Source organism: Rhodococcus sp. D-46 (assembly GCF_011290655.1).
Taxonomy (GTDB): domain Bacteria; phylum Actinomycetota; class Actinomycetes; order Mycobacteriales; family Mycobacteriaceae; genus Rhodococcus_F; species Rhodococcus_F qingshengii.
Genome location: NZ_JAANTF010000006.1, coordinates 242,879 through 256,749 on the forward strand (window position 1 = coordinate 242,879; position 13,871 = coordinate 256,749).

Genomic DNA, 13,871 nt, shown 5'->3' on the forward strand with positions numbered 1-13,871 from the left:
CGCACCGTCCTTACTTGCCTTCTGGACGCGTCAGAAATGCCAGAACGGACGCGACCCAGGCGTCGCGAGCTTCGATCATCGTCCAGTGTCCGCAGTTGGGGAAGATGTGAACTTCGCCGTTGGGGATGTCGCGCATCGGCAGAATCGCCATGTCCACGGGGCTGACGCGGTCATCGCGTCCCCAGGTCAACAGCGTCGGCGCCTTGATCTTGTTCAGCTGTGCCCAGTACGGCACGGCGGTCGACGCAGCGGCAGCCGCGCCCATGGCGGCCATGGCCTTGCTGCTGTACATACGACGGGCGATCTCGAGCGTCGTCGGCTCGGTGGCCAGGGCCCAACGCTCTTCGATGAGCTGCTCGGTGACGACGGCGCGGTCGAAGACCATCGAATGCAACCAGCGGACCAGAGCTTCGCGGGTGGGGTTGTCGGTGAACTCCATGAGGAGTTTGATGCCTTCACCGGGCCCCGGCGAGAAGGTGTTCTTTCCCATGCCGCCGATGGTGACAAGCTTGCTCACCCGGTGCGGCTCGTCGATCGCGACCTTGGTGGCGACGATGCCGCCCATGGAGTTACCGATCATGTGGACCGGGCCGAGGCCGAGGCCGTCGAGGAACATCCCGACCGACGCCTGCGCCATCATCATCGGATGGTCGGGGCCGGGATCGCTGACGCCGAATCCGGGAAACTCGAGAACGTAGCAGTGGAAGTGCTCCGCGAAGTCCGCGAGAACGCCGCGGTAGTTACGCCAACCGGTGACGCCGGGGCCCGATCCGTGCAGCAGCAGGAGCGGCGGGCCGTCGCCGGCTTCGTGGTACCGGAGCACACCGAGATCGGTCTGCAGTTCCTTCAGAGTTCCCTCGTAGCTCAGTTCAGTCGTCATGGTCCGAACGGTGCCATCAGTACCGCTGAGCTGCTATGACTCGTCCCGATCAGCGAGACAAGTCGATCAAAATACGTCAGATCCAGTGGTCGGACGACGCTGCCAGCAGGCGATCCATCGTCTCCGCCGAGAACGTATTGGTCGGAACGGGAGGCGTTTTGCGGCCGCGGCGAGGAGCACCCAGTTCGGGGTACAGCGTCCGTGAGACCTCGCGAGCCGCGTCGACGACCAGCGGAGCAACTCGCTCGAGCTGAGCGGTCCGCATGTCACCACACAACGCGATGCTGCCGACGGGACCCTCGTGTCCGCGAATTGCCGAAGCCACACAAGCGACTCCACGCGCCGACTCCCCGCGTTCGAAGGCCAGTCCCCGACGCTGACGGATGCGGTTCAGTTCCTGGTGGAGCACAGCGACGTCGGTGATCGTGTTCTCGGTACAGCGGGGAAGAGAAGACCCGAACAGAGCGTCGACGCGCTCGGGGTCGATCCACGCCAGCATCGCCTTGCCACCAGCCGTCGAATGAGCGAGCACTCTGCCGCCGACGCGGGACGGGAGCGCCGCGGCGAATCGTCCGCCGACCTTGTCGAGATAGACGCTCTCGCGTCCGTCGAGCACCGACAGGTGAACGACCATGCCGGTCTGCAGGTGCAGTTCGTGCAGAAGCGGTGCAGCGGCTTCGCGGATCTGGCTGTGGCCGCCGTCGCCACCACCGAGGCCGAGCGCGCGACGCCCGAGGCAGTAGCCGAACGATGCGTGATCGACCCAGTCCAGCTTGACCAGCTGATCGAGAATGCGGTGGACCGTGGAGCGCGGCAACTGAGTACGGCACGCGACCTCTTCCAGCGTCAGCCGCGCGGCGCGGCCGTCGAAGGCGTCGAGAATCAGTGTCATCCGCTCGACCATCGACGGCGGCAGATCCTTCTTGGGTTGCCCACCGGCAGTCTGGACGGTGGACAGTGTGTCGTTCATGTCAACAATGGTCATGGACGCCTCCCGAAAACTGGAATTGATTCTACCGACTATAACCCAGGTCACAGTTTCTGGAAAGTGAATCGATCTTTTCGATCCCGATCAGCGGTAATTCACCTGCCGCTGGGCGAGTGGGGACGCTATAAACGCCCGATGCACCTGGGAATCGTCACGCCGGTCCTGATTCAGCACCCGAGCACGCGCTCGGAGTGGGAGGCAAGTGCTGACATCGGCGAGATCGCCACAGTGGCCGCCACGGCGGATCGACTCGGTTTCCATCATCTGACCTGCAGTGAACACGTGGCGGTCCCCGAGGAGATTGCCGCCGAGCGCGGCGGAACCTACTGGGATCCGCTCGCCACCCTTGGTTTTCTCGCCGCGCGTACATCACGAATCCTGCTGGCGACCCAGGTGCTGGTGTTGGGCTACCACCACCCCCTCGAGATCGCCAAGCGTTACGGAACGCTTGATCGCGTCAGCAATGGACGCCTGATACTCGGCCTCGGGGTGGGGACTCTGAAACAAGAATTCGATCTCATAAATGCTCCATTTGCCGACCGAGGAGCGCGCGCTGACGATGCCTTGGCCGCACTTCGGGCATCACTGTCGACGCCGACTCCGGAGTATCACGGCGAGTTCTACGACTACTCCGGATTTGTCGTCGAACCCCACGCCGTCCAGAAACGGGTGCCGCTGTGGATCGGCGGCCGGACCAAGAGATCGCTGCGCCGGGCCACCACACACGGCGACGGGTGGGTGCCGTTCGGGCTGCGATTCTCCGAACTGAAGGAAATGCTCGATGCCACGACGCTCCCCGACGGATTCGACGTGGTGCTTCCCGCCGGTGCGCCGCTCGATCCTCTCGGCAATCGCGAATCCACCCTTCGCGCCTTGACTCGCGTCCGTGACGCCGGGGCGACCATCGCCAGCTGCTCGGTCGGCGCTCGAAGCGTCGAGCACTACTGCGAACAACTCGAAGAACTTCACCGAATCGCCCTCGCCGAGGGCTTTTCTTTCACCACTTCCTGATTCCCCGACAATTCAATGCAAAGGACGTACCGATGACCGACTCGACCGCCCTGATCGAATCCCTGCTCGCCCGAGTGGAATTGCTCGAGGACAAGCTCGCGATCACCGAACTGCTGACCACATACAGCCCTGCCGTCGACAGCGGATCAGCCGACGAGGTCGCGAACCTGTGGCTCGAGGACGGCGTCTACGACGTCGATACCGGTGCGATGCACGGCCGCGGCGAACTGCGCGCGATGGTTCACAGCGCCTCACACCAGAACTGGATCATGAACGGCGCGGCTCACATGATGACACCCGCCCACATCCGCATCGACGGCAACAAGGCCGTCGCGACCTGCCATTCGCAGTTGGTCATCAAAGATCCCGAGAACCCGACGGGATTCAAGGTCCTCCGCATCACCGCAAACCGTTGGGAACTGATCAAGACGGACGGCGAGTGGAAGGTCGAACTGCGTACCAACGCCCTCCTCGACGGCCGACCCGAGGCTCGCGCTCTCCTGGCTGCCGGCGTGACGGCCTAACCGGCCTGTGCGCGGTTAGGGACCCTCTGCGGTCGCTGACCGCGCACAGCTGTTGAAAGTTCGGCTCCCCGAACTCTATAGTTCACTTATTCGAACCAACAGGTCCGAGTACGTGTGACCAGGAGATCGATGAGCACCAGTACGCAAGAGCCGACGACTCCGCGCCGACGACCCACGGGGAGATCCATCGCCCTGCTCGGTCCGGCGTTCGTCGCGGCAATCGCGTACGTCGATCCGGGCAACGTCGCCGCCAACCTCACCGCCGGCGCCAAGTACGGCTACCTCCTCATCTGGGTACTCGTACTCGCCAACGCGATGGCCGTCCTCGTGCAGTATCTGTCCGCGAAACTCGGTCTCGTCTCCGGCAGATCCCTGCCCGAAATGCTGGGTCAGCGCCTGCGTAAGAACAACCGCCGCGCCTTCTGGCTCCAGGCCGAGATGATGGCGATCGCGACCGACGTCGCCGAAGTCATCGGCGGCGCCATCGCACTCAACCTGCTCTTCAACATCCCGCTCTTCCTCGGCGGGTTGATCACCGGATGCGTGTCGATGGTGATCCTGACGATCCAAAGTCGGCGCGGACAGCGCACTTTCGAGTTCGTGGTGATGGGATTGCTGGCCATCATCACCATCGGCTTCCTGACCGGGCTCGCCTTCACCGACGTCTCCGGCAGCGAAGCGGTCGCCGGACTGGTCCCCCGCTTCGAAGGAACCGAGACCGTACTGCTCGCCGCCAGCATGCTCGGAGCAACGGTCATGCCGCACGCGATCTACCTTCACTCCGCATTGGCACGTGATCGCCACGGCCACATCAAACCCGGCCCACGGTTGCAGCGATTACTCAAAGTCACCCGTTGGGATGTCGTTGTCGCGTTGATCATCGCCGGTGGCGTGAACATCGGCATGCTGCTGCTGGCCGCTTCGGCGCTGCGCGGAGTACCCGGCACCGACACCATCGACGGCGCGCATGCCGCGATCGAGAATTCGCTCGGCCCGGGCGTAGCCGTGGTGTTCGCGATCGGCCTCCTCGCCTCCGGACTCGCGTCGACCTCCGTGGGATGCGCGGCCGGCGCCGAGATCATGCATGGTCTTCTGGCCATTCGGATTCCGGTGATCACACGCCGGATCGTCACGCTCGTCCCGGCACTGATCGTGCTCGGACTCGGCGTCGACCCGACGCTGGCGCTCGTGCTCAGCCAAGTGGTCTTGAGCCTGTGCATCCCCTTCGCGATCATCCCGCTGGTGCGAATGACCTCGGACCCCGAACTCATGGGCGACGCGCGCAATGCCCCGCTCACGACCGTCGCGGCGTGGATTGCGGCGGGCTTGATCGTTGCACTCAACGTCGCTCTGCTGGTTCTGACGGTGACAGGCTAGAGCACCGGAGCCACCCAACGCGTCCCTCACAAACGCGCTGGACGGCTCCGGCCGGACTAGGAGACTTGCTCGGCGAGAGTGGCCTTGGCCCAGCGATAGTCGGCCTTTCCGCTGGGAGAACGCCTGATCGACGGAACGTTCATGACGGTGCGCGGCACTTTGTACCGAGCGACCTGCGACGCGCAATGCTCACCGATCTCGGCAGCGTCCGGGACGTCGAAGCCTTCGCGGGTCGTGATGACCGCAGCGACGCGCTCACCGAACTTCGCATCCGGAATTCCCGCGACCAAAGCGTCGAGCACCGCCGGGTGACTCTTGAGCGCCTGCTCGACCTCTTCCGGATACACCTTCTCCCCGCCGGTGTTGATGCACTGAGAACCACGTCCCAGCAAGACGATCGAGCCGTCGGCTTCCACGCGTCCGACGTCGCCGAGCACCGACATCCGCACCCCGTCGATCACCGGGAACGTAGCCGCGGTCTTGACCGGATCATTGAAGTAGCCGACCGGCACGTGACCGCTGCGAGCGATGTAGCCGGTCTCGGGCGATCCCGGCTCCAGCGGCCGCATCCTTTCGTCCACGACGCGGGTCTCGTCGCGAGCGGCGATGCGCATCAGGCCGTCTTCGCCGATCTCCAGATTGCCGTCGACGCCCGACTCCGAGGAGCCGAATCCGTCGCGGATCACCAGGTTCGGAAGCATCGACTTGAGCTGCTCCCGCAGTGAGAGCGAGAACAAGGCTCCACCCGACGAGACCATTCCGACCGTGCTGAGGTCGTAATCTACTGCGTTTGCTGCCAATTCGTCTGCGAGCGGACGTGCCATCGCGTCTCCGACGACGGTGATGGAGACGGCCTTCTCACTTCCGGCGAGCTGCAGCGTCGCCTTCGCGTCGAACCGCGCCATGAGAATTGCGTTGGCGCCCATGAAGAATCCGGTGAACAGCGAGTACGACGCCGCACCGTGCATCAGAGGCGCGGTACTGAGCATGTTCATCGCGGGGACGTTCGGCACCGCGGCGAACAGAGCCTCGGCGGTCGTGTGCGGCGGACCGAACGGATTTCCGCCGGTGAGCGCCGCGAAGTAGAAGTCTTCATGACGCCACATGACGCCCTTGGGCATCCCCGTCGTGCCGCCGGTGTAGATGACGAAGAGGTCGTCGTTGCTGCGGGGCGCGAAGTCACGAGTAGCGGGCTGCTCCGCGGCAGCGTCGGCGTATCCAACGACGTCGACACCTTCGATATCGCGGACCACGGACTTGCCGACGACAACGACGTGTTTGATGCCGGGCGCGGCCGGGAGAACCGTCTCCACGACGGAAACGAACTCCTCGTCCACGATCAGTGCCACCGACTGCGAATCGTTGTACAGATAGGTCAGTTCGGCGTCGACGTAGCGATAGTTGACGTTGATCGGGACCGCACGAATCTTGAGGCAGCCGAGCAAACTCTCGACGAACTCGATGCTGTTGCGCATGTGCAGAGCAACGTGATCGCCGGGCCCGACACCGACGCTCGCCAGGTGGCGGGCGATGCGATTCGAGCCCTCGTCCAGCTCGACGTAGGTGCGACGACGACCATCGCACACGAGCGCCGTGCGGTCCGGAATCAGATCCGAGATGCCCTCGTACAGATCTGCCAAATTCAGTGACACTGCTGGTGCCTTCCTTGATGTCCGGCCCGGTGAATTCGGGGCCGACCGTACTGCGTTTTCGGTGAGAACTATCCGACCCTGGAGCCGACGAATGCGGCCGAGAACTGAGCGGATCGGTGGTGACGCAAACGCGTACGCGGTGGGATCGCCGCGTCGCCCCAAGGTGGCATGCAGCGCTCGTGACCCAGATCACCGCTCCCGCTGAGTGAGACTCCTCCTCAGTCGGCCAAACTTCTGTTCAAAACTAGAACTAATTCTGATTTCGCTCGAATGATTTTTTCGGAACGAACTACTGAACTCTCGACTTCAAATTAGAATGAATACTAATTCTGCAAGACGTACCCGACCACCCGGATCGAAGGAGCACGACATGACGCAATCACTGAGCTTGGAAGGCAAAGTTGCCGCCGTCACCGGCGCCGGCGCCGGCCTGGGTCGCGCCGAAGCACTCGGACTCGCGGCTGCCGGTGCAGCCGTCATCGTCAACGACATGGGTGCAGCGGCCAACGACGTGGTCGACGAGATCAAGGCCGCAGGTGGACAGGCACTCGCCATCACCGGCGACGTCTCCGACTGGTCGCTCGGCGGGCGCATCATCGAAGAGGCTGTCAAGAACTTCGGATCCTTCGACATCCTCGTCAACAATGCAGGCATCCTGCGCGACAAGATGATCTTCAACCTGACCGAATCCGATTGGGACGACGTCATCCGCGTGCACCTCAAGGGCCACGCGGCCACCTCGCACGCAGCCGCAGTCCACTGGCGCGCAGCCAGCAAGGCAGCCGACGCACCGGTCTACGGCCGCATCATCAACACCTCTTCCGAGGCTTTCCTCTTCGGCAGCGCCGGGCAGCCCAACTACTCGGCAGCCAAGGCCGGTATCACCGCGCTGACGCTCTCGAGCGCAGCAGGTCTCTCCCGCTACGGCGTCCGCACCAACGCGATCTGCCCCCGTGCCCGCACCGCCATGACGGCAGAAGCCTTCGGCGAGAACAACACCGGCGTCGTCGGCCTCGATCCGCTTGCACCCGAGCGCGTCGCGACCCTGGTCAGCTACCTCGCATCCCCCGATTCCGACGAGATCAACGGACAGGTCTTCGTCGTCTACGGCAAGATGGTGGCGTTGATGGAAGCACCCAAGGTCGAGAACCGTTTCGACGCAGCCGGATCCGCGTTCACCGTCGAAGAGCTCGGTGGCCAGCTCTCGTCTTACTTCTCCGGCCGTGGGCCGTACGAGACCTACGCCGCCTACAGCATCGCCGGCCTCGAAAAGATTGCACTTGCAGTCGACGAGACCGCAACAGTTTGAGCAGCACTTACGAAGAGGAGCGTTTTCATGAGGTTGAACGGCAAGGTAGCGATCGTCACCGGCGGCGCCGGTGGAATCGGTCGCGCTGTCACCCGAGTCTTCGCCCGTGAAGGCGCGAAGGTCCTGTTCGTCGATATCAACGACGAGCAGGGCCAGGCCCTCGAACAAGAACTGGCCGGCTCCGGCAAGTTCCTGAACGTCGACCTTGCTGCCGCCGGTTCGGCCGAGCAGATCCGTGACGCCGCACTCGAGGCTTTCGGCAAGCTCGACATCCTGGTGAACAACGCTCACGCGTCCCGTCAGGCTCCGTTGCTCGAAACCACGCAGGACATGTTCGACCTGTCCTTCAACACCGGTTTCTACCCCGTTGTCCACCTCATGCAGGCGTGCCACGACGAACTCGCGAAGACCAAGGGTTCGGTCGTCAACTTCGCATCGGGTTCAGGTTTGGACGGAATGCCCACCCAGACGTCCTACGCTGCGGCCAAGGAAGCTGTGCGAGGCCTGACGCGCGTCGTCGCCAACGAGTGGGCGCCGGAAGGCATTCGGGTCAACGTGGTCTGCCCGTTCGCCGCCACCGAAGGCGTCGTCAAGTGGCAGGAAGCCTTCCCCGAGCGCGCAGCCGCATCGGTTGCCAAGGTACCTCTCGGACGCATCGGTGATCCCGAAACCGACATCGCTCCCGTCGTGGTATTCCTGGCGAGCGAGGATTCCAAGTACATGACCGGACAGACGTTGATGGCCGACGGCGGCAGCATCAAATTGCGCTGAGCGAAATACTTCTCGGTGGGCTCAGCTCACCGAGAAGAGTTTCGCAGCGTTGTCGTGCACGACGGCTCGCAACCATTCGTCTCCGAGATCGAAACGCGTAACCGCTTGCAAAGCCGTGAGATACGGGTACGGAATGTTCGGGAAGTCGCTACCGAACAGAATCCGGTCCTGCATGTCGACGAGCCGTGAAACGTCCGCCTTCGGGAAGGCACACTGCTCTTCCGTGAAATCGGTGAACGCCATGGTCGTATCCAGGCGGACGTTGCCGTAAGCCTCTGCCAGATCGAGGAATTCGCTGTACTCGGGCATCCCCATGTGGGCGACGATCAACGACAGGCGCGGGTACCGTGCGAGCAGCGAAGCAATGCGATCAGGTCCCGTGTACTCCCCCGGCGCCGGTCCCGAACCACAGTGGATCACGATGGGCGTCTCGGAGTCCTCGAGTTGCCCCCAGACCTTGTCGAGCAGAGGGTCGTTCGGATCGTAGTTTCCGACCTGAATGTGGGACTTGAAGATTCGCGCGCCCGACTCCAATGCCTTGCCGACGTACGACGCCGCCGACTCCTCGGGATAGAACGTGGCCGTGTGCAGGCAATCGGGCGTTTGCGCGGCAAATTCGACGGCCCACTGATTGAGCCACTCGGCCATCGCGTGCTTGTGCGGGTAGATCATCGACGTGAAAGCCCGGACACCGAACTCGCGGAGACGGTGTACCCGCTCCTCCTCGGCAAGTCGGTACGCGATCGGCCAAGGTCGACCGATCATCGGTCCCGCCGAATCGAAGTAGCCCCACACCTTGTCCATGACGCTCTTCGGCATGAAATGGGTATGGACGTCGATCACGCCAGGAACACCCAACTCGCGCCAAAAAGCCCGAACCTCGGCGATCTCCTCCGGTCCAGTCGATGGGACCTCTTCGGTACACACGTCTGACACCCCTTTCGTTCGCTCGACCATACCGAGTGCCGTCGCGCTCACCGGGACAGGTCGTTGACGGCCCGCCCGGAGCACCCGAATGTGAACCCATCTTGCCGATCACCGTTGGAGGTTGAATGTCTCAGGCCGAGTCCGAAGTGGGGTCGATCAGTGCCGTCGAGGAACTGCTCGCAATCGAGGAAATCAAGCGTGTGTTCGCCGCGCGCCTACGCTGCATGGACACCAAGCAGTGGCACGTCTACCCAACCCTGCACACCGCAGACGTCGTCAGCGAGACGTGGGGCGGACTCCCGACAGACAAGCAACCCAAGACCGGCGACACCTCGAACCAGGTAGTGGGCATCGACAAACTCACCGCGGCAATTCGGAACATGCTCGACGGCGACATCCCCCTCACCACGGCGCACCACGCACACACTCCCGAAATCGTGCTGACCTCGCCCTCCACCGCAACCGGCATCTGGGCGATGGAGGACATGCTGTGGTGGAACGACGGCGAAAAAGAACTGCACCTACACGGCTACGGCCACTACCACGAGAAATACCGCAAAGAAGACGGCAAGTGGCTGATCAGCTACCGAACCCTCACCCGGCTCCGTGTCGACCAGGACCCCGGATTCTTCCGATTCATGAAAGCGCTGTGACGAAGTGACCAACCCGCTGTTCCAACCGCTCCGCATCCGTTCGCTCGAACTGTCCAACCGCATAGTCATGTCGCCGATGACGCGCACGTACTCCATCGAGGGCGTGCCTGGCCGGGACGTCGCCGAGTACTACCGCCGACGAGCTGAGGGCGGCACCGGACTGATCGTCACCGAAGGCGTCGCGATCGATCACGAGACTGCTGTCGACCACGCCAACGTCCCCAACCTCCACACTCCCGCTGCTCAGGCCGGATGGCGGAAGGTAGTCGACGATGTGCACGCTGCGGGCGGCAAGATCGTGCCTCAACTCTGGCACGTCGGACCTCTGTGGGGCGCGATGACGCAGATGGACCCCTCACTCAAGCCGATGCGCCCCTCTGGCGAATGGGGCCCGCTCGGCGTCACCTCGTACTCCGCTGCCTACGTCGAACGCGCACAGGCGAGCACCGAAGCGATGACCGAGCAGGACATCCAGGACGTCATCGACGCGTACGTCCGTAGCGCGAAGCACGCCGTCGAACTCGGCTTCGACGGCATCGCGATCCACGGCGGTCACGGTTACCTCCTCGATTCCTTCTTCTGGGAGGGCACCAACCAGCGCGACGACGCGTGGGGAGGCGACCTGGAGCGTCGTACCAGGTTCCCGGCCGCCGTCGTCGCCGCGATCCGCGCGGCCATCGGACCGGATCTGCCGATCATCTACCGTTTCTCACAGCACAAGCAGCAGGATTTCACCGCGAAGATCGCGGAAACCCCCGAAGAGTTGGGCGTCATCCTGGGCGCGCTGGTCGACGCCGGAGTCGACGTTCTCGACGCCAGCATCAGGCGTTTCGACGTGCCGGCCTTCGAAGGCAGCGATCTCTCGTTGGCGGGTTGGGCGAAGAAGCTGACCGGCGCCGTCACGATGGCCGTCGGCAGCGTCGGCATCGGAAAGTCGCTGCGGGACAGCCGCATCGAAGGCGTCGCACCTGTAGTCGACAACATCCCACAGCTCGAGGAGCGCATCGGCAGCGGAGAGTTCGATCTGATCGCGATCGGCCGTCTCCATCTCGCCGATCCTGCATTGGCAACTACCCTGCGCGCCGGTGGCCCGCTACCGGCGTTCGATCGAGCGGTGCATGAGGGCAGCTTGATCTAGGGGCTCCGCCCCTGTGCGCCTTTCCGGTAGTTCGCACTACCAAAAAGGCGCACAGGGCCGAAGGCCTTTATGTTCGACCCATGACTACTTTCAACGCCTGGGTCGCCCGCGACAGCGACGGCACCATCGACTTCGCCCCCGAAACCGTCGACGAATCCTTCCTCCCGGCAGGTGAGGTCACCATTCGCGTCGAGTATTCGAGCGTCAACTACAAGGACGCGCTCGCGGTCACGCCGAAAGGCGGGGTGGTTCGCGAGTACCCGATCGTCCCCGGCATCGACGTCGCCGGCGAGGTCATTGCCTCCGAGTCCGACGCATTCGCCCCGGGAGACAAGGTCGTCGCACATGGCTACGAGATCGGGACCGCCCGCAACGGCGGCTACGCCGAGATCGCCCGTTTGCCTGCCGAGTGGGTCGTGAAGCTCGACGGCATTTCCACCGCCGACGCTGCCGCGATCGGCACGGCAGGATTCACCGCGGCCATGAGTGTCCAAGCCATTCTGGCCAGCGGAGTGAAGCCCGCCGACAGTCCCGTCCTGGTGACTGGCGCGAGCGGCGGAGTCGGCACCGTCAGCGTCGACCTTCTGGCAAGCGCAGGCTTCGACGTGGTCGCCTCCAGCGGTAAGCCCGGCGCGGCAGACCTTCTGACGTCACTCGGTGCGTCTTCGGTGATCGGCCGGCTCCCCGAGGATCCCGACGCCAAGCCTCGCCCGCTCGGAAAATCTCAGTGGGCGGCGGCCGTCGACTGCGTCGGTGGAATGACCCTCGCTCACGTTCTGAGCACGATCAACTACGGCGGTGTTGTCGCTGCCAGCGGATTGACCGGCGGCGCCGCGCTGCCTACGACCGTGCTGCCGTTCATTCTCCGCGGAGTCTCACTGCTGGGCATGGACTCGGTATTGATGCCGATCGAACCCCGTCGCGCGCTGTGGACCCGGCTGGGCTCCGACTTGGCCCCACGTCATCTGAAGGAGATCACGAACCTCGTTGCCGTCCGCGACGTCGTCTCGGTGATCGATCAGGTACGCGAAGGCAAGTACACCGGCCGGGCGCTGGTTCAGGTTGCCGACGGATTCTGAACCGCTCAGAAAAGTGTGAACAGATCTGCCGGTTCTTCGACCGTCGTGGACTTCTCCTTGTAAGGAGAGTTCACGGCGGTCGGTTCCTTCTTCACCGGGGCAGCAAGCGGGACCGATGCGATGTCCCCCGAGACGATGGCGCGTGCGGCTTCGCCGGCCAGCTTGTCTGCCATTTCGTTGTAGTGGTTGCCGACGTGCCCGCGCACCCAGCGAAAGCGCACCGGACCGACTCGATCGGTGATGGCTCGATCGATACTCTGCACCAGTTCGAGGTTCTTGACCGCCCCGCCGCTCGCGGTCTTCCAGCCCTTGCGCTTCCAACTGGGCAACCATTCGGAAGCGCACTTGATGGCGTACTGCGAGTCGGATTCGATGAGTAGAGGATCAGCACCGGGATGGGCGACGACGGCCTCGAACAGAGCACGCAACTCTGCAATCTGGTTGGTGCCGGACGCTTCTCCGCCGGACATGCTCGGACCCTCGTGATTGACCCACGCCCAGCCGATAGCCCCACCGGGGTTTCGCAGACAGGATCCGTCGGTGCTCACGATGATCATGGATCGGACAATACGTTGCGCCACCGACACACGCCTTAACGGAGGATGGACGGTGGCGATACGCTGACCTCGATGACGCCGCTATCTCCGGTCGACGAAGTCACGGTGACTTCTCAGCGACCACTCGATGCCGCGCTGACGCTCAGCCCGCATCAGCGCGGACCCGGCGACCCCGCACATCGACGGTCAGCCGACGGAGCGATCTGGCGAGTTTCCCGCCAACTTTCGGGTCCTGTGACCTACCGCATCACCCAGTCGGATCGCCATACGGTCCGGGTACAGGCCTGGGGTCCCGGCGCCACGGAATTCCTGAACGGCGCCGAAGCGCTGCTCGGTCTCGACGACGAAGCCGAAGATTTTGCCCCCGAACATCCCAAGCTCGCCGAAGCTCATCGACGCTTCCCTCATCTGCGCATCGGCCGCACCGGCCGCGTCATGGAAGCTCTCGTTCCCGCGATCCTCGAGCAACGAGTCCACGGCATCGACGCATTTGCCGCGTGGCGCCGCCTGCTGACCAAGTTCGGGGAGCGCCCACCCGGCCCCGCGCCCGACGGAATGCGAGTTCCACTCACCGCGGACCAATGGCGTCGAATGCCGTCATGGGAATTCCATCGCGCGAACGTCGATCCAGCGAGGTCCAAGACGATCGTTCAGTGCGCTCGCGTCGCCGACCGCCTCGAGCAGGCATCCACGTTCCCCAGGACCGAGGCGACCAAACGGTTGCGAGCGGTACCCGGCGTCGGGATCTGGACTGCCGCCGAAGTGGCTCAGCGTGCATTCGGCGATTCCGATGCACTCTCGGTCGGCGACTACCACCTTTCTGCCGTCGTCGGGTGGTCACTGCTGGGTGAACCGATCGACGACGCCCAGATGGTGCAGTACCTCGCTCCCCTTCAACCGCATCGATACCGCGCCGTGAGGCTCCTGCAGGTCAGCGGGCAAGCCGTCAAACCCAAGTTCGGTCCGCGAACTGCCGTTGCCGACCACCGTTGGCACTGAGCATCA

14 protein-coding genes are annotated in these 13,871 nt (G+C 63.7%); 9 read left to right on the forward strand and 5 right to left on the reverse strand.

Annotated elements, in window-relative coordinates; all coding sequences use genetic code 11:
- Window positions 1-10: 10 nt before the first annotated feature.
- Together G9U53_RS16875 and G9U53_RS16880 are read right to left on the reverse strand one after the other, a co-directional pair.
- Window positions 11-880, reverse strand: a complete 870-nt coding sequence (locus G9U53_RS16875; RefSeq protein ID WP_019745379.1) for an alpha/beta fold hydrolase — start codon at window positions 878-880, stop codon at window positions 11-13.
- Between the two features lie 76 nt (window positions 881-956).
- Complete coding sequence (locus G9U53_RS16880) at window positions 957-1,865, reverse strand: IclR family transcriptional regulator (RefSeq protein ID WP_003940451.1); 909 nt, start codon at window positions 1,863-1,865, stop codon at window positions 957-959.
- Window positions 1,866-2,003: 138 nt separating this feature from the next.
- On the opposite strand from G9U53_RS16880, the gene G9U53_RS16885 reads away from it, so the two are divergent.
- The 3 genes from G9U53_RS16885 to G9U53_RS16895 all read left to right on the forward strand — a co-directional run bounded on the left by G9U53_RS16885 (window position 2,004) and on the right by G9U53_RS16895 (window position 4,780).
- Entirely contained in the window at window positions 2,004-2,879 is an 876-nt protein-coding gene (locus tag G9U53_RS16885) for a TIGR03619 family F420-dependent LLM class oxidoreductase (RefSeq protein ID WP_003940045.1), read from the forward strand.
- Between the two features lie 32 nt (window positions 2,880-2,911).
- Window positions 2,912-3,403, forward strand: coding sequence for a nuclear transport factor 2 family protein (locus tag G9U53_RS16890; protein WP_003939809.1), 492 nt, complete (start codon window positions 2,912-2,914; stop codon window positions 3,401-3,403).
- 129 nt (window positions 3,404-3,532) lie between these two features.
- Window positions 3,533-4,780, forward strand: a complete 1,248-nt coding sequence (locus G9U53_RS16895) for an Nramp family divalent metal transporter (protein ID WP_007729446.1) — start codon at window positions 3,533-3,535, stop codon at window positions 4,778-4,780.
- Between the two features lie 56 nt (window positions 4,781-4,836).
- Here the strand turns inward: G9U53_RS16895 and G9U53_RS16900 are convergent, their stop codons facing one another.
- Window positions 4,837-6,432 carry an acyl-CoA synthetase gene (locus G9U53_RS16900; RefSeq protein WP_165638940.1) on the reverse strand — a complete coding sequence of 532 codons (1,596 nt, stop codon included), beginning with the start codon at window positions 6,430-6,432 and terminating at the stop codon, window positions 4,837-4,839.
- Between the two features lie 370 nt (window positions 6,433-6,802).
- Here G9U53_RS16900 and G9U53_RS16905 point away from each other — a divergent pair, with 370 nt between their 5' ends.
- Window positions 6,803-7,741 (forward strand): 3-oxoacyl-ACP reductase, encoded by a 939-nt coding sequence (locus G9U53_RS16905; RefSeq protein ID WP_007729451.1) that lies wholly within the window; start codon window positions 6,803-6,805, stop codon window positions 7,739-7,741.
- A gap of 27 nt (window positions 7,742-7,768) precedes the next feature.
- A complete protein-coding gene (locus tag G9U53_RS16910; RefSeq protein ID WP_007729453.1) occupies window positions 7,769-8,512 on the forward strand; it encodes an SDR family oxidoreductase in 744 nt (247 codons plus the stop codon).
- 21 nt (window positions 8,513-8,533) lie between these two features.
- On the opposite strand, the gene G9U53_RS16915 is transcribed toward G9U53_RS16910, so the two are convergent.
- The gene (locus tag G9U53_RS16915) at window positions 8,534-9,469 is read right to left on the reverse strand and encodes an amidohydrolase family protein (protein ID WP_020970853.1); all 936 of its coding nucleotides are present in this window, start codon (window positions 9,467-9,469) and stop codon (window positions 8,534-8,536) included.
- A 95-nt stretch (window positions 9,470-9,564) separates the two neighbouring features.
- Between G9U53_RS16915 and G9U53_RS16920 the strand changes: the two genes are divergently transcribed.
- From G9U53_RS16920 to G9U53_RS16930, 3 genes are all read left to right on the forward strand, one after another.
- Window positions 9,565-10,092, forward strand: coding sequence for a nuclear transport factor 2 family protein (locus tag G9U53_RS16920; protein ID WP_054188388.1), 528 nt, complete (start codon window positions 9,565-9,567; stop codon window positions 10,090-10,092).
- A gap of 4 nt (window positions 10,093-10,096) precedes the next feature.
- Window positions 10,097-11,230, forward strand: a complete 1,134-nt coding sequence (locus tag G9U53_RS16925; RefSeq protein ID WP_050654615.1) for a 12-oxophytodienoate reductase — start codon at window positions 10,097-10,099, stop codon at window positions 11,228-11,230.
- Window positions 11,231-11,310: 80 nt separating this feature from the next.
- A complete protein-coding gene (locus tag G9U53_RS16930; RefSeq protein WP_165638941.1) occupies window positions 11,311-12,309 on the forward strand; it encodes an MDR family oxidoreductase in 999 nt (332 codons plus the stop codon).
- A 5-nt stretch (window positions 12,310-12,314) separates the two neighbouring features.
- On the opposite strand, the gene G9U53_RS16935 is transcribed toward G9U53_RS16930, so the two are convergent.
- Entirely contained in the window at window positions 12,315-12,866 is a 552-nt protein-coding gene (locus G9U53_RS16935; protein ID WP_054188389.1) for a ribonuclease H, read from the reverse strand.
- Between the two features lie 45 nt (window positions 12,867-12,911).
- Between G9U53_RS16935 and G9U53_RS16940 the strand changes: the two genes are divergently transcribed.
- On the forward strand, window positions 12,912-13,865 hold the full coding sequence (locus tag G9U53_RS16940; protein WP_064443706.1) for a DNA-3-methyladenine glycosylase: 954 nt from the start codon (window positions 12,912-12,914) through the stop codon (window positions 13,863-13,865).
- Window positions 13,866-13,871: the final 6 nt, after the last annotated feature.